Origin of the sequence: Nonomuraea monospora (assembly GCF_039531895.1) — a bacterium.
Classification (GTDB): Bacteria; Actinomycetota; Actinomycetes; order Streptosporangiales; family Streptosporangiaceae; genus Nonomuraea; species Nonomuraea monospora.
In genome coordinates this window covers 72,091-90,903 of sequence record NZ_BAAAQX010000009.1, presented here as the reverse complement: position 1 = coordinate 90,903, position 18,813 = coordinate 72,091, and the positions used below count along the sequence as shown (strand labels likewise).

Sequence of the window (18,813 nt, the reverse complement as noted above, 5' to 3'; positions counted from 1 at the left end):
CTAGGCGTCGAGCTGCAGGAAGGCGCGGGAGATCGCCTGGCGGGACACGTCCTCCGGGTAGGGGAACGATCTGATCACGTCGCGCAGCCCCTCCACGTGCGCCCGCTTGGCCAGCTCGGCCACCAGGGCCAGCTCGTCGTGCTGCGCCAGCGCGTACGACCGGTCGACCACCGCGCCGTGCCCCGGCACGATCACCGGCTCGGGCATCTCGTTGAGCATCGCCGCCACGGTGCCGGGCCAGTCGAGCGGGTAGGAGCTCGCGAACGAGGGCGGCGCCCCCTCCTCCACCAGGTCACCGGCGAACACCACGCCCGCGTCGGGCACGTGCGCCACCACGTCGTTGCTGCTGTGCCCGAGCCCGAAGTGCCGCAGGTGCACCATCCGGCCGCCGATGTCCAGGCTGGCCGTGACGGTGAACGTGTGGTCGGGCGGCACGATCGCCACCTCCTCCAGCTCCTCGCGCCGCTCGGGGTTGCGCTCGATCAGGCGGGCCCTGGTCGCCTCGCCGTCTGTCTCGATCTCCTCGGCGCACCTGGCGTGGCCCCAGATCTCGGCGCCGCCGAACAGCGCGTTGCCGAAGTAGTGGTCGAAGTGGGAGTGGCTGTTGACGACCGTCCACGGGAAGGCGGTGATCGTCCTGATGGCGTCGATCAGGTCGGCGGCCTCCCGGTGCGAGGCCCGGGTGTCCAGCACGAGGCAGTGGCCGTCGCCCACGACCAGGCCGACGTTCATGTCGTAGGACCGGTGACGCCGGACGTAAACCCGGTCGCCCACCTCCTGCCACTGCTTGCTCATGCCAACGAACCATACTTTTAGGATTGATGCATGTCATATGACTTCCAGGTCGTCATCGACTCGGGCGACCCGCACCCCCTTGCCGACTGGTGGGCCGACGCGCTCGGCTGGCAGGTCGAGGCGCAGGACGAGGCGGTCATCAAGGAGCTGATCGAGAAGGGGCACGCCCGCGAGGACGACACGACCACGCACAACGGCGCGCTCGTGTGGCGGGCGGGCGCGGCCATCAGGCATCCCGACGGCCTCGAACGTGCTCCGCGCGTGCTGTTCCAGCTCGTACCCGAGCCCAAGTCGGGCAAGAACCGCCAGCATCTCGACATCCGGGTGGGGGCGGGCAACATCGAGGCGGAGGTCGCGCGGCTGACCGCCAAGGGCGCCAAGGAGCTGCACAGAGGCCGTCAGGGGCCGAACTGGTGGGTCACGCTCGCCGACCCGGAGGGCAACGAGTTCTGCGTGTCCTGATCGGCCGTCGAGGCGGGTGTCAGCCGTTCAGGTACGTCAGCACGGCGAGCACCCGGCGGTGGCCGTCGGCGGCGGGCGGCAGGTCGAGCTTGGTGAAGATGTTGGCGATGTGCTTGGCCACGGCCGCCTCGGTGACGAACAGCTCCTTGGCGATCGACGCGTTCGTGCGCCCCTCGGCGATCAGGCCGAGCACCTCCTGCTCGCGCGGGGTGAGCCTGGCCAGGAGGTCGCGGCGGCGTCGCAGGAGCTGGCGCACCACCTCGGGGTCCACGACCGTGCCGCCGCCGGCGACCCGGTCGAGGGCCTCGACGAACTCGCGCACGTCGCCGATGCGGTCCTTCAGCAGGTAGCCGACGCCCGCGCCGCCGCCGGACTCCAGCAGCTCGGCCGCGTACGTCTGCTCGACGTACTGGCTGAGCACCAGCACCGCCAGCCCGGGGTCGCCGGCGCGCAGCTCCAGCGCGGCGCGCAGGCCCTCGTCGGTGAAGCCGGGCGGCATGCGCACGTCGGTCACCACGGCCTCGGGGCGGTGCTCGGCGACCGCCTCGATCAGGGCGGGCGCGTCGCCGACGGAGGCGACGACGGTGTGGCCGAAGCGTTCGAGCAGCCCGGCCAGGCCCTCGCGGAGCAGGACGGCGTCCTCGGCGATCACCACGCGCACGGTTTCTCCTTGTCGTTCAACACGGGATCTCCGCCCGCAGGCGGGTCGGGCCGCCGGGCGGGCTCGACAGGGACAGCTTGCCCTCGACCACGGCCAGCCTGTCGGCCAGCCCCGTCAGCCCCGTCCCCCGCCCGGGGTCGGCACCGCCCGCGCCGTCGTCGCGCACCTCGACGACGAGCGTGCCGCGCTCGACCCGGCCGGTGACGGATCCTCTGGTGGCGCCGCTGTGCTTGGCGAGGTTCGCCAGGGCCTCGCTGACCACGTAGTAGGCGGTCACCTCGACGGGGGCGGGCAGCCGGCCGGGCAGGTCCACCGCCACGTCCACGGGCACGGCCGAGCGCCCGGCCACGTCCTGAACGGCCGCGGCCAGCCCCCGGTCGGTGAGCACCTGGGAGTGCACGCCTCTGATCAGCTCGCGCAGCTCGGCCAGCGCCTGCTTGGCCTCGCCGTGCGCCTGCCGGACCAGGCGGGCGGCCTCCGAGTCGGGAGGCAGGTCAAGCCCTGCGATGCCGAGCGACATGGACAGCGCCACCAGCCGCTGCTGCGCACCGTCGTGCAGGTCCCGCTCGATCCTGCGGCGTTCCAGCTCGAACGCGTCCACCAGCCGGGCCCGCGACCGCAGCACCTCGCTGAGCTCGGACTGGGCGGGCGCCAGGATGGCGCGGGCCATCGCGCCGCGCGCGCCCGCCCAGGCGGTGATCGTGTACGCGGCCACGGGCAGCAGCAGGACGCCCGCCACGGTGGACAGCACGCCGACGATCGGCGCCAGCGCGGGCTGCAGCACCGGGGACAGCGCCAGCACCAGCGGGCCGCCGATCGTGAACGACAGCATGACCAGGTCGATCCACCACAGCGCGAGCAGCGTCATGACCGCCAGCCCCGCCTCGCGCCTGCGCCGGTCCGGCGGGCGCGGCACGGGCGCCGCGTCCACCAGGCGCAGCCGCAGCCGCTCGAAGGGCGCGACGAGCACCGCCGCCAGGGCGAGTGCGGCCAGGCCCGCGACGACGCCCAGCGCCGGATTGACGAGCGTGCCGCCGGCGGCGGCCGCGACGGTGAGCCCCGCGGCCACGCCGGGGACGGCACTGGCCGCCAGGTACGCCGCGCCGCGCCACGGCCACGCGGAGGCCAGGAACGGCAGGGGGCGCCGGGTCAGGGCTTCGAGCGCGGTCCTGTTGAGCACGTTCTGACGGTATCGGCCGAGGTCAGGGGCGGTCAGTAGTGCTAGGTCCACCTTTGGGCGGGTTACCCGAAGGGTACGTTCGCGCCTCCGGAGACCGCCGGCGTCTGCGGCCGGCTCTCCTCTGGCCGGCGGACGTAGGGCAGGACTCCGATCTGGAAATCGTCCTCGTAGATGATCGTGCCGGGGTCGGGCGAGCGCACGACGTCGTACGGAACGTCGTAGCGGCGCAGCAGACTTTCCAGTGGCGCCAGTTCGGCGATGAGGCGGGCCGCGTCGGGCTTGAACCAGGGGACGGCGCGGATGGTGTTGCCGTCCGCGTAGAAGGGCGGGTACGGCAACCGCGCGATGAACCAGTTGTCCACCGTCGTGAACAGTTCGTCGTCCTCCGGCGTGAGCCGACCGGCGCGGCGGAGGTGGTGACAGGCGGCGAAGATGCCCACGGGCACGCCGAGCCGACCGTAATAGCGGACCTGTACCCGTACATAAGGGCCGCCGTCGCCTTCGCGCAGGGGTTTCCGGCTTCCATGAGTCACATTGCAGGGTTTACCCCGTTTGATCGCCGCGCCCACGCAACGCATACCCTACGGACACGCTTGTCGCACGCCGGGGTCAGGCGCGTGCCGCGTCCCGCCGCCCGTACTGGCCGGCCACCGCGTCGAACGTCGGCACCGCCGCTCCCGGGTCCGTGACCTGCGCCTTCGGCAGCCCGAGCTGCGGGTCGAAGCACTCGAACCCGGACTCGCGCTCCACCACGGACGCCACCTCGTACAGCAGGCCGACGACCTGCCTGGCCGCCTCGCCGTGGGTCCGGTAGGGCACGCTCATCTCCCAGCCGCCCTCCCAGTGGTTCACGCAGATGCCGGTGCCGTCGTGGTCCAGCTCCCAGTTCGGCGGGTAGGCGACGATGTTCACCTCGCCGAGCAGGTCGCGGACGCCGGTCACGACGCCGTCCCAGGCCGTCGGGTCGGGTTGCAGGGCACTCGCGGCCGCCGTCAGCGCGTCGTCCCAGGACTGGCCGGGGTCGCGGCGGTAGAAGTACAGGTCGTAGCTCATGGTGGGACGAAGGCTACCGATCTTGGCCGCCGCGGCGGAAGTCCAGGCCGTCGAACGTGCCCGACTCGCGCCAGCCGTCGATGAAGGCGAAGTACGCCATCGCCCCGTGCGGGTGGCCGACGCCGAGCCAGCTCTTCCTGCCGGGGTCCTGGCCCTCGTTGTTGTAGTAGCCGGGCGTGCACTCCTGGGAGCCGAGCAGCCGGCCCGTGCCCGACAGGAGGAACTCCACCCAGCCGTCCTCGGCCTCCGCGGTGGGCTCGACCTCGGCGTACCCGTGGTCGAGCGCGTGCCTGACGGTGACGGCAATCGTCCTGCCCGCCTCCGTCAGGTTGTGCGGGATGTTGGAGATGAGGTTGGCGCCCTGCGTCGGCTGGACGAGGAAGGCGTTGGGGAAGCCGTGCACGTGCACGCCGTGCAGCGTGCGCATGCCGTCGGCCCAGTGCTCCGACAGCCGGAGGCCGCCGCGGCCGGTCAGGTCGTAGCCGGCACGGCGGGTGTAGTCGGTGCCGACCTCGAAGCCCGAGGCGTAGATGACGCAGTCCACCTCGTACTCCCGGCCCGCCACCACCACGCCCTTCCGGGTGATGCGCTCGACGCCCTTGCCGCCGGTGTCCACCAGGTGGGTGCCGGGCTCGTTGAACGCCTGGAGGTACTCGTCGTGGAAGCAGGGGCGCTTGCAGAGCTGGCGGTACCAGGCCTTGAGTGCCTGCGCCGTCTCCGGGTCCTCGACGACGGCGTCCACGCGGGCGCGGATCTCCGCCATCTTCTCGAAGTCGGAGTCCTCGAAGGCGGCCAGCATGTTCTCCTGCGTCAGCTCCTCGGGCCGCAGGTGCTCGATCTTGGCGCGGAACCGGCGGGACAGGTCGGTCCAGCCGTCCATGACCAGGTCCTCCTCGGCCGGGGCGCCGGTCTGGTTGGCCGTGAAGTTCTCCAGCCAGCGCTGCTGCCAGCCAGGGGTGGCGATGGTGGCGAACCAGCCGGGGTCGGTCGGGCGGTTGTCGCGCACGTCCACGGAGGAGGGGGTGCGCTGGAAGACGTACAGCTCGCGGCAGGCGCGCGCCAGATGCGGCACGCACTGGACGGCGGTGGCGCCGGTGCCGATGATGGCCACCCGCTTGTCGGCCAGCCGGTCCATGGGCGCGCCGGAGGGGTCGCCGCCCGTGTACGCGTAGTCCCAGCGGCTGGTGTGGAAGGCGTGGCCGCGGAAGTCGTCGATGCCGGGGATGCCGGGCAGCTTGGGCACGTGCAGCGGGCCGATGCCCATGGCGACGAACTGGGCGGTGAACGCGTCGCCGCGGTTGGTTCTGATCAGCCAGCGGGAGCGGGTCTCGTCCCAGGTCAGGTCGGTGACCTCGGTGTGGAAGAGGGCGTTGTCGTACAGGCCGTAGTGCTTGCCGATGCGGCGGCAGTGCTCCAGGATCTCGGGCGCGTGCGCGTACTTCTCGGTCGGCATGTGGCCGGTCTCTTCGAGCAGCGGCATGTAGACGAAGGAGGCCGTGTCGCACTGCGCGCCGGGGTAGCGGTTCCAGTACCAGGTGCCGCCGAAGTCGCCGCCCTTCTCCACGATGCGCACGTCCTCGACCCCGGCCTCCCTGAGGCGGGCGCCGGTGACGAGCCCGGCGAAGCCGCCGCCGACGAACGCGACCGTCACGTGGTCGGTCTTCGGGGCACGCTCCATCATCGGGGTGTAGGGGTCGTCGAGGTAGTGGGCGAAGCGGCCGGTGAGCCGGAGGTACTGATCGTTGCCGTCCGGGCGCAGCCGCTTGTCCCGTTCTTCGCGGTACTTGCGGCGCAGGGCTTCCTTGTCGACGGTCATGAATGTCCTCCGCGGGAGGCGACGACGGACCTAATTCCAGAATGTCATTCGGTAATGGCGCCGACAAGAGGCCACGCCTGCGGGATCCCTGCTCACTGACCGGGATGTCCACTATGGTGGGGTCTCGGACGCACGAGGAAGTGGATCTGTCTTGGCCCATCGCGCACTGGTCATCGCCATGCTGCCGGCGATCGGGCTACGGGTGCTCACGGTGCTCGGCTTCCCGCCCGCGATCCTCTTCTACGGCGACTCCTTCGCCTTCCTGAAGGAGGAGCTGGCGCCGGGCACCGCGCGCCCCTCCGGCTACTCCCTGCTGCTGGCGCTGCTGCGCCCCGCGCACAGCCTCACCCTCGTCACAGTCCTGCAGCACCTGCTCGTGCTCGGGCTCGCCGTCGCCCTGTACGCGCTGCTGCGCCGCCGCGGCCTGCCCGGCTGGGGCGCGACGCTGCTGGTCACGCCGCTGCTCTACGACGAGTTCCTGCTCCTGCTGGAGCACATGATCATGGCGGACGCCGTCTTCATCGTGCTCGTCGCCGCGGCCGTCGCGCTCATCGTCTGGCGCGTCACCCCTGCCACGGCCGCCGTGGGCGGGCTGCTGCTGGGCCTGGCCGGGATCACCAGGACCGTCGGGCTGCCGCTGCTGATCCTGACCGCCGCGTACCTGCTGGTCAGGCGGTACGGCTGGCGGCCCCTGGTGGCGCTACTGGTGGCCGGGGCGCTCCCGCTCGGCGCGTACGCGACCTGGATGAAGGTGGAGAAGGGCAAGTTCGGCCTCACCGAGGCCGACGGGAACTTCCTGTGGTCCAGGACCATGAGCTTCGCCGACTGCGAGGTCATCAAGCCGTCCGAGCGGCTGGCCGTGCTCTGCCCCGGCATGCCGGTCGAGCAGCGGCCCTACCCGCCGCACTGGCTGTGGGAGAGCTTCTCGCCGCTGCTCAAGGTGCCGGGCACCGCCAACCGCAACCAGCTCGCCGGGGAGTTCGCCAGGCAGGCCATCCTCGCCCAGCCGGGCGCCTACCTGGGGGCGGTCGCGACCGACCTCAAGCAACTGCTGCGCTGGGAGCGCACGGCGGTGGACGAGAAGACGCCGTACAAGCTGCCCGCCTCGGAACGGCCGATCAGCGAGTCGGTGCGCGGCGTGGCCGAGTCCTACGAGGCGGGGCCCGCGGCGACCCGGGTGGTCGAGCCGTTCGCCGGCTGGCTGCGCGCCTACCAGCGCTTCGGGTACGTGCCGTTCCCGCTGCTCACGCTCGCCCTGGTCGCGACGCTGGCGGCGGCGCTGGTCAGGCGGCGGTGGGACGCGCTGCTGCCCGGCCTGGCCGCGCTCGCGCTGATCGCCTCGCCGCCGTTCCTGGCGGCCTTCGACGTGCGGTACGTGATCCCGGCCATCCCGCTCATCTGCCTGGCGGCCGGGCTGACCCTGGTCAAGCAGGACCGGGCCGCGCCCGCGCGGGAGCGGGAACCGGTCAAAGTGGCCTGATCCGCTGTGTTACGGTGCCCCGTAAGGTGATGCTTACAGGTGATGGGAAGCTATGACGGAGGCCGGGCCGACGGGTGACGACCTGGTCGAGATGCTCGCCGCGCTGGCCAACCCGCTGCGGGTGCGCATCATCGCCCAGCTCGCCGCCGGGCGCGACTACGTCAGCCACCTGGCCCGCGTGATCGGCGTGAGCCGCCCCCTGCTGCACATGCACCTGCGCCGGCTGGAGGCGGCCGGGCTGATCGCCGGCAGCCTGGAGCTGTCGGACGACGGCAAAGCCATGAAGTACTACGAGGTCACGGACTTCAGCCTGCACCTCACCGCGTCGACGCTGGCCGAAGCGGCCAGGACACTCACGAGGCCGGACCCCGAGGAGGGCTCCTGATGTCGTACACCTGGCCCGAGGTGATCTTCTTCCTCGGGGTGCTGATCCTCGTCACATTCCTGATCAGCGTGTTCACCGTGGGGATGTTCGAGTCCCGCAAGTCGAGGCGGCAGGCCGACGCGGCGGAGGCGTTACAGGAGCTGGTGCAGCGGTTCGAGCAGCTCGCGCGGAGCACGGTGGAGACGCAGGAGCGCATGGCCGCCGAGCTGGCGGAGCTGCGCTCCCGTACGGAGTCGATCGAGCGGATCCTGCGGACGGTGGAGTGATCCCTCTTCAGGAGGCCGCCTTGAAGCGGGCGACGAAGCGGCGCTGCCAGGGCGTCTCGACCGCGTGCCGGTCGTAGTGCTCGCGCACGTAGGCCACCGCGCCGGCGGCGGGGACGCCGTCGAGCACGGCCAGGCAGGCCAGCGCGGTGCCGGTGCGGCCCTTGCCGCCGGCGCACGCCACCTCGACCCGCTCGGTCTCCGCGCGGCCCCACGCCTCGCGCAGCGCCCTGGCCATGGCGTCGCGGTCGGACGGGAGCCAGAAGTCGGGCCAGCGGATCCAGCGGTGCTCCCAGGCGACACCCGGGGGCTCCTTGCCGAGGCAGTAGAGGGCGAAGGCGGGCTCAGGGCCTTCAGGGAGCGGGCGGCTCAGGCCTCTGCCGCGGACGAGGCGGCCCGACGGCAGGCGCAGCACCCCTGCTGCTGCGGGGTCCCAGGTCTCGATCATGAGGCCGAGCGTAGCCAGGGCAGGCGCGGGCCGGAGCGGGCTTCCGCTACGGGCTGAGACCGCTTGGCAAGGCTGGGCGGGCCTCTGGATCAGGCCTTCGCGAGGCCGGTCAGCCAGCCGCTCGCCAGCTCCGTGACGATGGCGCCGCCCCGGTCGGTCAGGTGCACGTGGTCCACCAGCAGCTCCCTGCCCCCCGACCGGGCGATCTCGTCCCACGTGCGCCGCAGCAGGTAGTGCTGGGCCGCGACGGTGAAGGCGAGCGGGAAGCTGAAGCCGTACGAGGTCCGGGCGCCGTGCCGGAGCACGTCGGCCATGCGCTCGTGCAGCGGCAGGTAGTCGGACCCGGTCTGCGCGGCGACGTCCTTGACGGCGGCGTTGTAGCCGGTCAGGGTGCGGTTGATCGGGGCGTCCAGGTTCTCGCCGAGCGGAGGCAGGGACATCAGGGCGACGCGCGCGCCGGTGCCGCTCTTGACCCGGTCCACGATGGCCCGCAGGTTGGCGCGGTAGTCGTCCAGCGGGACGGAGTTGCGCACGTCGTTGGTGCCGATCAGCAGCGTCACCGCGGCGGGACGGCAGGCCACGATGTCGCTGTCCACGCGCTCCAGCAGGTCGGCGGTGGTGTTGCCGTTGCTGCCCGCGTTCACGAACTCGTAGGCGGGGAACGCGGCGCGCAGCGAGCCCACCCAGTCGGCGCCGAGCGACCCCTGCGTCATGCTCGCCCCGGCGGCCACGACGCGTGGCCGGGCGCCCTCGGCGGCGCAGGCGTCGGCGGGCGGGTTGTCGGCCGGGCGCAGGAAGGTGAGGTAGGCGACGGTCCCGGCGGCGCAGAGCGCGGCGGCGAGCACCAGGCTGAGGGTGATGATGATCGGTCTCTTCACGGTCAGTACCCCAGGGAGATGGTGTGCCCGGCGGTGGCCGGGTCGTCGAGGGCTGCCAGGACGGCGTGCGCGAGGTCGGCCCTGGCGATGGTGATGCCGCCGCGCACGTTCCGGTCGAGAGCGGTCCGGTACGGGCGGCGGGCCCCGTCCGTGAGGCGTGGCGGTCGCATGATCGTCCAGTCCAGCCCGCTGGCGCGGACGAGCTCCTCGGTACGGGCGAAGTCGGCGAAGCCCTCGCGCAGGAAGCGCCGCAGCAGCGGCTTGACCAGGGCCCGGTTGAGCAGGTCGTCGCCCTCGTCCACGACGTGACCGCTGGCGGTGACGACGATCAGGCGGCGGGCGCCGGTGGCGCGCATGGCGGTGATGATCGACTGCGCGCCCTGGGCGCACACCTGTCCGCCGCCCCGGCCGCGCGGGCCGAGCGCGGAGACGACGGCGTCCCTGCCGCTCACGCAGGCCTCGATGGCGCCGGGCCGCATGACGTCGGCGATCACCGGGTCGAGGCGGGGGTCGCCTGAGCGGGGAAGGCGGGCGGCGGGGTCGCGGACGACGGCGGTGACGTGGTGCCCGGCGTCGAGTGCCTGCTCCACGACGTGCCGTCCGGTGCCGCCCGTCGCGCCGAATACGGTGATCTTCATCTAGACTCCTTGGTTGGTAAACGCTCACTAACCACGTGACGCAGGCTAGTGAGCGTTTACTCACCATGTCAACAGGAGAGGGCGAGCATGGGCACCAGAGACGTGATCCTCGACGCGGCGGCCACCGTCATGGCCGAACAGGGCCTGGCCAACGTGACCACGCGCCAGATCGCGCGGGCCGCCGGCTTCACCGAGGCGGCCCTCTACAAGCACTTCCCCAGCAAGGCCGACCTGATGGTGGCCGTCATGCGCGAACGTTCACCCGGCTTCGCCCCGCTCGCCGACGCGCTGCGCGGCGGTGACGGCCTGGTGGACAGCCTCACCGCCGTGGCCAGGGCGGCCATCGACCTCTACCGCGGCGGCTTCCCCATGTTCGCCTCGATGTTCGCCGATCCGGCCACCCTGACCGCCCACAAGCGCGAGCTGGCGGAGCAGGGCGCCGGGCCGCACAAGGCGAACGAGGCGCTGGCCGCCTACCTGCGCGCCGAGCAGGCCGCCGGACGGGTGCGCGCCGGGGCGGACGTGCGGGCCGCCGCCGGGCTGCTGCTCGGGGCCTGCTTCCAGTACGCGTTCCTCGGGCACATGTCGCAGGCCGGTTACGCGGACGACGAGGAGGCGGCGGCCGCGTTCGTCCGCACGCTGCTCGAAGCCCTCGAAAGAACGTGACAGAGCGGTCGCCCCGTCAGCGGCTCAGCGTCCGGACCGCCGCAACAAGCCGAACTCGACCAGCAGCCCGAGCGCCGCGCCTCCGGCGAAGGCGATGAGCTCGTCCACGCCGAGGCCGGTGTCGCGGGTCATCAGCAGGGTGACCAGCACGTTCCCGACGACGATCCCGGCGATGAGGAGGATGATGAGCCGCACCGCCCGCATCGTCGATCCGCCTGCCTGTTCCGCACTCATCAGAAGGGGCTCCTCTCATGTAGACGGCCTACATGTAGACAGCCTACTTGCTGACCCGGCTTTCTGGGCGCGACCTTGGTGCTGTCGACGCTGTGGCAGGCAGGTTGACCCGCCGTCACGCCCGGTCGAGCGCCGCTCGCGGGTAGGGCGTCTTCTTGCTGGTGCTCACCAGCCGCCCGAAGAACTCGTCGAAGACGAGAGCCGTCGCGGCGTGCCGGTCGAGCACCCCGGCGACGCCTGCGGGTACGTGCTCGCGCGGGACGCCGCCCGCCGTCCACTCACGCAGGAACGCGGCGTGCTCCTCCGGCCCCCGCGTGCCGCCCGGCAGGTGATGGCGCAGAAGATGGCTGGTGGTGTAGTGCCGGTCGTAGGAGAGGTGGTCGGCCAGGAAGCGGGACTCCTCGCCGGACAGCGTGAACCGCGTGCTCAGCGCCAGGCCCAGATCGGCGAAGTAGACCTCGCTCCCGTCGGTGAGCAGGTTCATGAAGTGGGCGTCGAAGTGCACGAACCCCTGTGAGCCGAGGAAGCCGGTGCCGCGGGCGAGCGCCCGTTCGAGCCACGGGTACGGCTCGCCCGCCCGGTGCTCCGCCAGCCAGGCGGCCAGCGTCCCCGGCAGGTGCTCCAGGAACAGGACCAGGCTGAGCGACGAGCCGGCGATCGCCTCCAGCCGCCCGCGCACGGCCTCGGACCCCTCCCAGTGGGCCACCGCCCCGTCGATGCCGCCGAACTCGTCGGCGAACCCCTCCGGAGGGTGGTCGGGGATCACCCGCCAGTGGTGCAGCAGCGGGAACCCGGGATACGCGCCGGTCAGCACCCAGTTGGTGGTCATCACGTGCGCCGCCAGCTCCCGCCACGCGCCGAACCCGGCCGAGCCGACCCCGTACTGGTAGAACATCGGCAGGCCGAAGACGTTGGCCGTCGAGCGCACGTGCTCGGGACGCACCTCCAGGTCGGTGAGGGGGACCCGCTTGACGAACACGCGGACGCCCGCCACCTCCAGCTCCGCCGACCGCCCGCCGATGCCCGCCCCTCTCGGCTCGGCCCCGGCCACCAGCCCGGCCAGTTCGCGGTCGCTCAGCATGGCCAGGCGGGTGGACACGGCGTCGTAGGCCACCAGGCGAGCCCGGTCCTGATGCGGCATGGGTAAAGCCTGACACAACAACAAAACTGGGGCTTTTCATTATCTTGTATGGCTCGTGTTTGTGGTTGTAGGTTGTGGCGCCATGACCGCACCCAGGACTCCGACACCCGCCGAGGAGCTGCGCGGCGCCGGTCTGCGGGTGACCGCCGCCCGCGTCGCGCTGCTCGAGACCGTCCGGCACGGTGACCACCTCGACGTCGAGGCGATCGCCACCGGAGTACGCGATCGCGTGGGTCACGTCTCCCTGCAAGCCGTGTACGAAGCCCTCCACGCCCTCACCGCCGCGGGCCTCGTACGCCGCATCGAGCCGGCGGGCAGCCCGGCCCGTTTCGAAGGGCGCGTGGGCGACAACCACCACCACATCGTGTGCCGGTCGTGCGGCGCGGTCGCCGACGTCGACTGCGCGGTCGGTCATGCCCCATGCCTGCACGCCGCGGACGACCACGGCTTCACCATCGACGAGGCCGAGGTCATCTACTGGGGCCGATGCCCCGCCTGCTCCGCCACTCCTTGAGCGGCCGAACCCAAGTCCTGGAAGGACTCCCGATGACCGAGAACCATGACGCGATCGTCACAGACCCGAAGGCAGGCGGCGAAGGCGCCGGCTGCCCGGTCGCGCACACGCGCGCCGCGCACCCCACCCAGGGTGGCGGCAACCGTCAGTGGTGGCCGGAGCGGCTCAACCTGAGGATCCTCGCCAAGAACCCCGCCGTGGCCCGCCCCTACGGCGACGGCTTCGACTACCGCGAGGCGTTCCTCAGCCTCGACCTCCCGGCCGTCAAGCGGGACATCGCCGAGGTGCTGACCACCTCCCAGGACTGGTGGCCGGCCGACTTCGGGCACTACGGGCCGCTCATCATCCGGATGGCCTGGCACAGCGCGGGCACGTACCGGATCAGCGACGGCCGCGGCGGCGCCGGCGCCGGCCAGCAGCGCTTCGCGCCGCTCAACAGCTGGCCCGACAACGCCAACCTGGACAAGGCCCGTCGCCTGCTGTGGCCGGTCAAGAAGAAGTACGGCCGCAACCTGTCCTGGGCCGACCTCATGATCCTCGCCGGGAACGTGGCGCTGGAGACGATGGGCTTCGAGACGTTCGGGTTCGCGGGCGGGCGCGAGGACGTCTGGGAGGCCGAGGAGGACGTCTACTGGGGCCCCGAGACCACCTGGCTCGGCGACGAGCGCTACACCGGCGACCGTGAGCTGGAGAACCCGCTGGGCGCCGTCCAGATGGGCCTCATCTACGTCAACCCGGAGGGCCCGAACGGCAACCCCGACCCGCTCGCCGCCGCCAGGGACATCCGCGAGACGTTCCGCCGCATGGCCATGAACGACGAGGAGACCGTCGCCCTCATCGCGGGCGGCCACACCTTCGGCAAGACCCACGGCGCGGGCGCGGCCGACCACGTCGGCGCCGACCCCGAGGCCGCCACGCTGGAGGAGCAGGGCCTCGGCTGGCGCAGCACCTTCGGCACAGGCAAGGGCGGCGACGCCATCACCAGCGGCCTTGAGGGCATCTGGACCAACACCCCGATCACCTGGGACAACAGCTTCTTCGAGATCCTCTACGGGTACGAGTGGGAGCTGTTCCAGAGCCCCGCCGGCGCCAACCAGTGGCGGCCGAAGGACGGCGCGGGCGCGGGCACCGTCCCCGACGCCCACGACCCGGCCAAGCGGCACGCGCCGACGATGCTCACCACCGACCTCTCGCTGCGCGTCGACCCGATCTACGACCAGATCTCGCGCCGCTTCCGCGACAACCCCCAGGAGTTCGCGGACGCCTTCGCCAAGGCCTGGTACAAGCTGACCCACCGCGACATGGGCCCCATCGTGCGCTACCTCGGCCCGGAGGTGCCCGACGAGGTGCTGATCTGGCAGGACCCGCTGCCCGCGCGCACGTACGAGCTGATCGACGCCGGCGACGTCGCCACCCTCAAGAGCCAGATCCTGGCCTCCGGCCTGTCGGTCTCGCAGCTCGTCTCCGCCGCGTGGGCGTCCGCCTCGTCCTACCGCGACAGCGACAGGCGCGGCGGCGCCAACGGCGCCCGCGTCCGCCTGCAGCCGCAGATCGGCTGGGAGGTCAACGACCCCGACCGCCTCGCCACCACGCTCGGCACCCTCGAAGGCATCCAGAAGGCCTTCAACGGCTCCGCCCAGGCCGGCAAGCAGGTCTCGCTCGCCGACCTGATCGTGCTCGCCGGCGGCGTCGCCGTGGAGAAGGCGGCCCGGGCCGCCGGCTTCGAGGTCGAGGTGCCGTTCACGCCGGGCCGCGTGGACGCCGCGCAGGACCAGACGGACGTCGAGTCGTTCGCCGCGCTGGAGCCCACCGCCGACGGCTTCCGCAACTACCTCGGCAAGGGCAACCGCCTCCCGGCCGAGTTCCTGCTGCTCGACAAGGCGAACCTGCTGAACCTGTCCGCGCCCGAGCTGACCGTCCTCGTCGGCGGCCTGCGCGTGCTCGGCGCGAACCATCAGCAGACCCAGCTCGGCGTCTTCACCCCCACCCCGGGGACGCTGACCAACGACTTCTTCGTCAACCTCCTCGACCTGGGCACCACCTGGACGGCCACGTCGCAGGACCAGACCACGTTCGAGGGGCGCGACGCCGCCACCGGCGCGGTCAAGTGGACCGGCACGCGGGCTGACCTGGTGTTCGGCTCCAACTCGGAGCTGCGGGCGCTGGCCGAGGTGTACGCGAGCGACGACGCGAAGGAGAAGTTCGTGCGGGACTTCGTGGCGGCCTGGGCCAAGGTCATGAACTCCGACCGGTTCGACCTGGTCTGATCTCCCCACCGGCCGGTCCTCGGCGAGGGCCGGCCGTCGGCTCACTCGTCCTCGGTGAACACCGCCTCCCGCCGCCTGCGGATCGCCGGCAGGACGGTGACCACGAGCGCCGTCGCGGCCAGCAGCAGGAGGGCCGCGGAGATGGGCCGGGTCAGGAAGACGGTCGCGTCCCCACGGGAGATGATGAGCGCCCGCCGCAGGTTCTCCTCCAGCAACGGCCCGAGCACGAACCCGAGCAGCAGCGGCGCGGGTTCGCACCCGCACTTGATCAGCACGTACCCGAGGACGCCGAAGAAGACGATCGCGTAGACGTCGAAGCCGTTGAACGACAGCGAGTACGTCCCGATGGCCGCGAACAGGATGATCATCGGGAACAGCACCTGGTAGGGGATGTGCAGCATCCGCACCCAGATCCCGATCAGCGGCAGGTTCAGCAGCACCAGCAGCACGTTCCCGATCCACATCGACGCGATCAGCCCCCAGAACAGCTCCGGCTCGTCGGTGAGGACGTTCGGCCCCGGGGTGATGCCGTGCACGATGAACGCGCCGACCATCAGCGCCATGACGGGGTGGGCGGGCAGGCCGAGGGTGAGGAGCGGGATGAACGACGTCTGGGCGGCGGCGTTGTTGGCGGACTCGGGCCCTGCGACGCCTTCGATGGCGCCGTGCCCGAACTCGTGCCGCCGCTTGGACAGGCGCTTCTCGACGGCGTAGGAGGTGAACGAGGCGAGCACGTGCCCGCCGCCGGGCAGGACGCCGAGCGCGGCGCCGAGGCCGGTGCCGCGGAGGATGGGGCCGACGATCCTGCGCCGGTCCTCGGGGGTGGGCCAGAGGTTCTTGACGCGGCCGACGATCGCGGTGCGGGTCTGCTCGTTCTCGAGGTTGCGCAGGATCTCGGCCACGCCGAACATGCCGACGGCGACCGACACGAAGTCGATGCCGCCGTACAGCTCGCGCTGCTCGAAGACGAATCTGGGGGTGCCGGTGTAGATGTCCTGGCCGACGGTGCCGAACAGGACGCCGAGCGCGATCATGGCGAGGGCCTTGAGCGCGGTTCCGCGGGCCAGCGCGATGGACACGATCAGGCCGAGCAGCACGAGCGAGAAATATTCGGCGGCGCCGAACCGCAGCGCGACCCTGGCCAGGGGCGGGGCGGCGACGGCCAGGGCGACGGTGGCGATCGTGCCGGCGACGAAGGAGCCGATCGCGGCGGTGGCGAGCGCGGCGCCCGCGCGGCCCTGGCGGGCCATCTCGTGGCCGTCGAGGGCGGTGACCGCCGCGGACGACTCCCCCGGCAGGTTGATCAGGATGGCGGTGGTGGAGCCGCCGTACTGGGCGCCGTAGTAGATGCCCGCCAGCATGATCAACGCCGTCACCGGCTCGAAGCTGAACGTGATCGGCAGCAGCATGGCGACCGTGGCCGTCGGCCCGATGCCGGGCAGCACCCCGACGGCCGTGCCGAGCAGCACGCCCACGAAGCAGTAGAGGACGTTCTGGACGAGGAGGGCGGTCGAGAAGCCCAGTGCGAGGTTGTCGAGAAGTTCCATGCCCTCTCAATCCGGGTGCGGCGTCAGAACCCCAGCCACGGGCCCACCAGCGGGATCCGTAGCTGGAGTCCGACGACGAAGATGAGCGTGGCGGCCACGGTGAGCCCTGCCGCGACGGCCAGCGCCGTGAGCGGGCGGACGCGGGAGCTGGCCAGCGTCGTGAGCAGGGCGGTCACCGCCGAGGCGGGGACGAACCCGAGGCCGCGTACGGTGAACCCGAAGAAGATCAGCGCGAGCACGATGACGGCGACCGCCCGCCACGGGACGGGCCCGAACGCGATCACCTCTCCGGCGACGAGCCCCTTGACGACGATCGCCAGCCCCAGCGCGGCCACGATCGCGCCCATCAGCAGGGGGAAGGCTCCGGGGCCCATCCGCAGCGGGGTGCCCAGCTCGTAGCCGAGCGACCCCACCGCGAACGCGCCGCCGATCAGGACGAAGACGGCTCCGGCGAGGACGTCGGGGAAGGATCGGCGGTGCTTCACCTCAGCCGGCCTTGACCCCGGCGTCGGCGATCACCTTGCCCCAGGTGCCGATCTGTTCCTGGAGTTTGGCGGTGTGCGCCGCGGGGGTGGCGTCCTCGGCGGGGACGGGCGCGGTGCCCAGCTTGGCCATCTGGTCGATGACCTTCTGGTCGGCGAGCGCCGTCTTGAGCGCCTCGGTCAGCTTCGCCACGACGTCCTGCGGGGTGCCCTTGGGCACGTACAGGCCGTGCCAGACGCTGACCTGGAGCTGCGGCAGCCCGGCCTCGGTGGTGGTGGGCAGGTCGGGCAGGCTCTTGACCCGCTCCGGCGTGGTGACCGCGTACGCCTTGACCTCGCCCGCGGTGATCTGGCCGCTGGTGTTGGTCGTCTGGTCGCACATGAAGTCGACCTGGCCGCCGACGAGGTCGGTCAGCGCGGGCCCGGTGCCCTCGTACGGCACCTCCTGGAGCTTGACGCCTGCCGCGGTCTGGAACAGCAGGCCGCACAGGTGGGAGGCGGCGCCGATGCCGGCGTTGGCCAGGGTGACCTTGGCGGCGTTCGCCTTGACGTAGGTGACGAGCTCCTGGAGCGTCTTGGGCTCGAAGTCCTTGCGGGCGACGACGGTCATCGGCACCTCGGTGACGAGCCCGACCGTCTGGAAGTCCTCCAGCGGCTTGTAGCCGAGGTCCGCGTAGAGTGCGGGCGCGGTGGACATGCCGATGTGGTGCATGAGCACGGTGTAGCCGTCGGGGTCGGCCCGCGCGACCTCCCCCGCGCCGACGGTGCCGCCCGCGCCCTCGACGTTCTGGACGACGATCTTGCCGCCGAGCTTGGCGGCCATCGGCTCGGCGATCATGCGGGTGACGGTGTCGGTCGGGCCGCCCGCGCTGAACGGCACGACGAACGTGATGTTCTTGTCCGGGTAGGCGGCCCCGCCGCCCGTGGCGCCTCCGGTGGCGGTGGTGGTGCCGCCGTTGCCCGAGCACGCGGCGACGAGCGATGCGGCGCCGATCGCGGCGATCATCCGGGCGGCGGCCCGGTACGTGCTGGTCGTTCTCATAGGGCGACCTCCTCGTCAGCGCATGCCCGTGGTGAGTGCGCGCGGCCTCAGTCTCGGCCGGGAGGGACGCGGATGGTGTCAGAGAAATCCCAAGGAATGCGCTGGATGTCAGAAGAATCCCAAGAAGTCCAGGGCTAACACAAGCGCCGATCGCGCCGTACAATCCGCCGGTATGCGGATCACCATCATCGAGGATGACGACCGCGTGGCGCGGGGTCTGGTGACCGTTCTGGTCCAGGCGGGCTTCGAGGTCCACCGCGTCGCCACCGCCGCGGAGGCGGTGCGCGCCGCCCCGTCCGATGTGGTCCTCGTCGATCTCGGCCTGCCCGACGGCGACGGCCTCGACGTGATCCGCAAGCTGCGCGACCGGCCGGAGACGGCCGTCATCGCCGTGACGGCGCGCTCGGAGGAGCACGAGCGGGTACGCGGCCTGCGCGCCGGCGCCGACGACTACATCGTCAAGCCGTTCGGCATCCCCGAGCTGCTGGCCAGGATCGACGCCGTGCTGCGGCGCACCCGCGTGGCCCGCTCGCTCAGCCATCCTGACGAGCCGCTCGTCCTCGGCCCGATGCGGATCGTCGTCGGCACCCGCGAGGTCACGGTCGAGGGCGCGCCCGTGACGCTGACGCGCAAGGAGTTCGAGCTGCTCCTGCTGCTGGCCCGCCGCGCCCCGAACGTGGTCAGCCGCGACGTCATCCTCGACCAGATCTGGGGCGCGACCTGGGAGTCCTCCAGCCGCACCCTCGACACGCACATCGCGGCGCTGCGCAACAAGCTCGGGCCGTCCGTGCCCATCCGCACGATCCACGGGGTCGGCTATCGGCTCCAGGCCGGCCAGCCGGAGCTGATCGGCTGACCCGC

22 protein-coding genes are annotated in these 18,813 nt (G+C 71.7%); 8 read left to right on the top strand and 14 right to left on the bottom strand.

The features are described from left to right. Nucleotides 1-795 carry an MBL fold metallo-hydrolase gene (locus tag ABD331_RS19595; protein WP_344476695.1) on the bottom strand — a complete coding sequence of 265 codons (795 nt, stop codon included), beginning with the start codon at nt 793-795 and terminating at the stop codon, nt 1-3. Nucleotides 796-825: 30 nt separating this feature from the next. Between ABD331_RS19595 and ABD331_RS19590 the strand changes: the two genes are divergently transcribed. Further along, on the top strand, nt 826-1,257 hold the full coding sequence (locus ABD331_RS19590) for a VOC family protein (protein ID WP_344476693.1): 432 nt from the start codon (nt 826-828) through the stop codon (nt 1,255-1,257). A 19-nt stretch (nt 1,258-1,276) separates the two neighbouring features. Here ABD331_RS19590 and ABD331_RS19585 read toward each other — a convergent pair whose 3' ends face one another. The 5 genes from ABD331_RS19585 to ABD331_RS19565 all read right to left on the bottom strand — a co-directional run bounded on the left by ABD331_RS19585 (nt 1,277) and on the right by ABD331_RS19565 (nt 5,967). Continuing rightward, complete coding sequence (locus ABD331_RS19585; protein ID WP_344476691.1) at nt 1,277-1,918, bottom strand: response regulator transcription factor; 642 nt, start codon at nt 1,916-1,918, stop codon at nt 1,277-1,279. Nucleotides 1,919-1,934: 16 nt separating this feature from the next. Beyond that, nucleotides 1,935-3,098, bottom strand: coding sequence for a sensor histidine kinase (locus tag ABD331_RS19580; RefSeq protein ID WP_344476689.1), 1,164 nt, complete (start codon nt 3,096-3,098; stop codon nt 1,935-1,937). Nucleotides 3,099-3,160: 62 nt separating this feature from the next. After that, complete coding sequence (locus ABD331_RS19575; RefSeq protein WP_344476688.1) at nt 3,161-3,667, bottom strand: hypothetical protein; 507 nt, start codon at nt 3,665-3,667, stop codon at nt 3,161-3,163. A 40-nt stretch (nt 3,668-3,707) separates the two neighbouring features. Further along, nucleotides 3,708-4,151: a hypothetical protein gene (locus ABD331_RS19570; RefSeq protein WP_344476687.1), complete on the bottom strand. Its 444-nt coding sequence runs from the start codon at nt 4,149-4,151 to the stop codon at nt 3,708-3,710. Nucleotides 4,152-4,164: 13 nt separating this feature from the next. Continuing rightward, nucleotides 4,165-5,967, bottom strand: a complete 1,803-nt coding sequence (locus tag ABD331_RS19565; protein ID WP_344476685.1) for a flavin-containing monooxygenase — start codon at nt 5,965-5,967, stop codon at nt 4,165-4,167. 151 nt (nt 5,968-6,118) lie between these two features. On the opposite strand from ABD331_RS19565, the gene ABD331_RS19560 reads away from it, so the two are divergent. Genes ABD331_RS19560 through ABD331_RS19550 form a run of 3 tightly spaced genes read left to right on the top strand, consistent with a single transcriptional unit; the run spans nt 6,119 to nt 8,098 of the window. Then, nucleotides 6,119-7,447, top strand: a complete 1,329-nt coding sequence (locus tag ABD331_RS19560) for a hypothetical protein (protein WP_344476683.1) — start codon at nt 6,119-6,121, stop codon at nt 7,445-7,447. A gap of 52 nt (nt 7,448-7,499) precedes the next feature. Beyond that, entirely contained in the window at nt 7,500-7,832 is a 333-nt protein-coding gene (locus ABD331_RS19555) for an ArsR/SmtB family transcription factor (RefSeq protein WP_344476682.1), read from the top strand. Continuing rightward, on the top strand, nt 7,832-8,098 hold the full coding sequence (locus ABD331_RS19550) for a hypothetical protein (protein ID WP_344476681.1): 267 nt from the start codon (nt 7,832-7,834) through the stop codon (nt 8,096-8,098). Before ABD331_RS19555 ends, ABD331_RS19550 begins: the two co-directional genes overlap by 1 nt. Before the next feature lie 7 nt (nt 8,099-8,105). On the opposite strand, the gene ABD331_RS19545 is transcribed toward ABD331_RS19550, so the two are convergent. The 3 genes from ABD331_RS19545 to ABD331_RS19535 form a co-directional block, all read right to left on the bottom strand. Further along, nucleotides 8,106-8,543, bottom strand: coding sequence for a protein-tyrosine phosphatase family protein (locus ABD331_RS19545; RefSeq protein ID WP_344476679.1), 438 nt, complete (start codon nt 8,541-8,543; stop codon nt 8,106-8,108). Between the two features lie 89 nt (nt 8,544-8,632). Then, complete coding sequence (locus ABD331_RS19540) at nt 8,633-9,421, bottom strand: SGNH/GDSL hydrolase family protein (RefSeq protein ID WP_344476677.1); 789 nt, start codon at nt 9,419-9,421, stop codon at nt 8,633-8,635. A 2-nt stretch (nt 9,422-9,423) separates the two neighbouring features. Then, the gene (locus ABD331_RS19535; RefSeq protein ID WP_344476675.1) at nt 9,424-10,059 is read right to left on the bottom strand and encodes an NAD(P)-dependent oxidoreductase; all 636 of its coding nucleotides are present in this window, start codon (nt 10,057-10,059) and stop codon (nt 9,424-9,426) included. An 87-nt stretch (nt 10,060-10,146) separates the two neighbouring features. On the opposite strand from ABD331_RS19535, the gene ABD331_RS19530 reads away from it, so the two are divergent. After that, nucleotides 10,147-10,725: a TetR family transcriptional regulator gene (locus ABD331_RS19530; protein ID WP_344476674.1), complete on the top strand. Its 579-nt coding sequence runs from the start codon at nt 10,147-10,149 to the stop codon at nt 10,723-10,725. A 24-nt stretch (nt 10,726-10,749) separates the two neighbouring features. Here the strand turns inward: ABD331_RS19530 and ABD331_RS19525 are convergent, their stop codons facing one another. Both ABD331_RS19525 and ABD331_RS19520 read right to left on the bottom strand, forming a co-directional pair. Beyond that, nucleotides 10,750-10,959, bottom strand: a complete 210-nt coding sequence (locus ABD331_RS19525; protein WP_344476672.1) for a hypothetical protein — start codon at nt 10,957-10,959, stop codon at nt 10,750-10,752. A gap of 115 nt (nt 10,960-11,074) precedes the next feature. Then, nucleotides 11,075-12,100, bottom strand: coding sequence for a protein kinase family protein (locus tag ABD331_RS19520; RefSeq protein WP_344476670.1), 1,026 nt, complete (start codon nt 12,098-12,100; stop codon nt 11,075-11,077). A gap of 82 nt (nt 12,101-12,182) precedes the next feature. Between ABD331_RS19520 and ABD331_RS19515 the strand changes: the two genes are divergently transcribed. Then, nucleotides 12,183-12,614, top strand: coding sequence for a Fur family transcriptional regulator (locus tag ABD331_RS19515; RefSeq protein WP_344476667.1), 432 nt, complete (start codon nt 12,183-12,185; stop codon nt 12,612-12,614). 32 nt (nt 12,615-12,646) lie between these two features. Then, complete coding sequence (gene katG, locus ABD331_RS19510; protein ID WP_344476665.1) at nt 12,647-14,881, top strand: catalase/peroxidase HPI; 2,235 nt, start codon at nt 12,647-12,649, stop codon at nt 14,879-14,881. 41 nt (nt 14,882-14,922) lie between these two features. On the opposite strand, the gene ABD331_RS19505 is transcribed toward katG, so the two are convergent. The 3 genes from ABD331_RS19505 to ABD331_RS19495 are packed head-to-tail and all read right to left on the bottom strand — an operon-like array spanning nt 14,923 to nt 17,952. Further along, nucleotides 14,923-16,428, bottom strand: a complete 1,506-nt coding sequence (locus ABD331_RS19505) for a tripartite tricarboxylate transporter permease (RefSeq protein ID WP_344476662.1) — start codon at nt 16,426-16,428, stop codon at nt 14,923-14,925. 23 nt (nt 16,429-16,451) lie between these two features. Beyond that, entirely contained in the window at nt 16,452-16,913 is a 462-nt protein-coding gene (locus tag ABD331_RS19500; protein ID WP_344476660.1) for a tripartite tricarboxylate transporter TctB family protein, read from the bottom strand. Nucleotide 16,914: 1 nt separating this feature from the next. Next, on the bottom strand, nt 16,915-17,952 hold the full coding sequence (locus tag ABD331_RS19495; protein ID WP_344476658.1) for a tripartite tricarboxylate transporter substrate-binding protein: 1,038 nt from the start codon (nt 17,950-17,952) through the stop codon (nt 16,915-16,917). Nucleotides 17,953-18,124: 172 nt separating this feature from the next. Between ABD331_RS19495 and ABD331_RS19490 the strand changes: the two genes are divergently transcribed. Beyond that, a complete protein-coding gene (locus ABD331_RS19490; protein ID WP_344476657.1) occupies nt 18,125-18,808 on the top strand; it encodes a response regulator transcription factor in 684 nt (227 codons plus the stop codon). Nucleotides 18,809-18,813 lie beyond the last annotated feature (5 nt).

What these genes read in the sequence shown, in the direction of transcription:
- ABD331_RS19555 (WP_344476682.1), top strand. Translation starts at nt 7,500, where the DNA reads ATGACGGAGGCCGGGCCGACGGGTGACGACCTGGTCGAGATGCTCGCC.
- katG (WP_344476665.1), top strand. Translation starts at nt 12,647, where the DNA reads ATGACCGAGAACCATGACGCGATCGTCACAGACCCGAAGGCAGGCGGC.
- ABD331_RS19520 (WP_344476670.1), bottom strand. Translation starts at nt 12,100, where the DNA reads ATGCCGCATCAGGACCGGGCTCGCCTGGTGGCCTACGACGCCGTGTCC.
- ABD331_RS19530 (WP_344476674.1), top strand. Translation starts at nt 10,147, where the DNA reads ATGGGCACCAGAGACGTGATCCTCGACGCGGCGGCCACCGTCATGGCC.
- ABD331_RS19590 (WP_344476693.1), top strand. Translation starts at nt 826, where the DNA reads ATGTCATATGACTTCCAGGTCGTCATCGACTCGGGCGACCCGCACCCC.
- ABD331_RS19490 (WP_344476657.1), top strand. Translation starts at nt 18,125, where the DNA reads ATGCGGATCACCATCATCGAGGATGACGACCGCGTGGCGCGGGGTCTG.
- ABD331_RS19545 (WP_344476679.1), bottom strand. Translation starts at nt 8,543, where the DNA reads ATGATCGAGACCTGGGACCCCGCAGCAGCAGGGGTGCTGCGCCTGCCG.
- ABD331_RS19535 (WP_344476675.1), bottom strand. Translation starts at nt 10,059, where the DNA reads ATGAAGATCACCGTATTCGGCGCGACGGGCGGCACCGGACGGCACGTC.
- ABD331_RS19550 (WP_344476681.1), top strand. Translation starts at nt 7,832, where the DNA reads ATGTCGTACACCTGGCCCGAGGTGATCTTCTTCCTCGGGGTGCTGATC.
- ABD331_RS19495 (WP_344476658.1), bottom strand. Translation starts at nt 17,952, where the DNA reads ATGAGAACGACCAGCACGTACCGGGCCGCCGCCCGGATGATCGCCGCG.
- ABD331_RS19565 (WP_344476685.1), bottom strand. Translation starts at nt 5,967, where the DNA reads ATGACCGTCGACAAGGAAGCCCTGCGCCGCAAGTACCGCGAAGAACGG.
- ABD331_RS19595 (WP_344476695.1), bottom strand. Translation starts at nt 795, where the DNA reads ATGAGCAAGCAGTGGCAGGAGGTGGGCGACCGGGTTTACGTCCGGCGT.
- ABD331_RS19525 (WP_344476672.1), bottom strand. Translation starts at nt 10,959, where the DNA reads ATGAGTGCGGAACAGGCAGGCGGATCGACGATGCGGGCGGTGCGGCTC.
- ABD331_RS19505 (WP_344476662.1), bottom strand. Translation starts at nt 16,428, where the DNA reads ATGGAACTTCTCGACAACCTCGCACTGGGCTTCTCGACCGCCCTCCTC.
- ABD331_RS19570 (WP_344476687.1), bottom strand. Translation starts at nt 4,151, where the DNA reads ATGAGCTACGACCTGTACTTCTACCGCCGCGACCCCGGCCAGTCCTGG.
- ABD331_RS19515 (WP_344476667.1), top strand. Translation starts at nt 12,183, where the DNA reads ATGACCGCACCCAGGACTCCGACACCCGCCGAGGAGCTGCGCGGCGCC.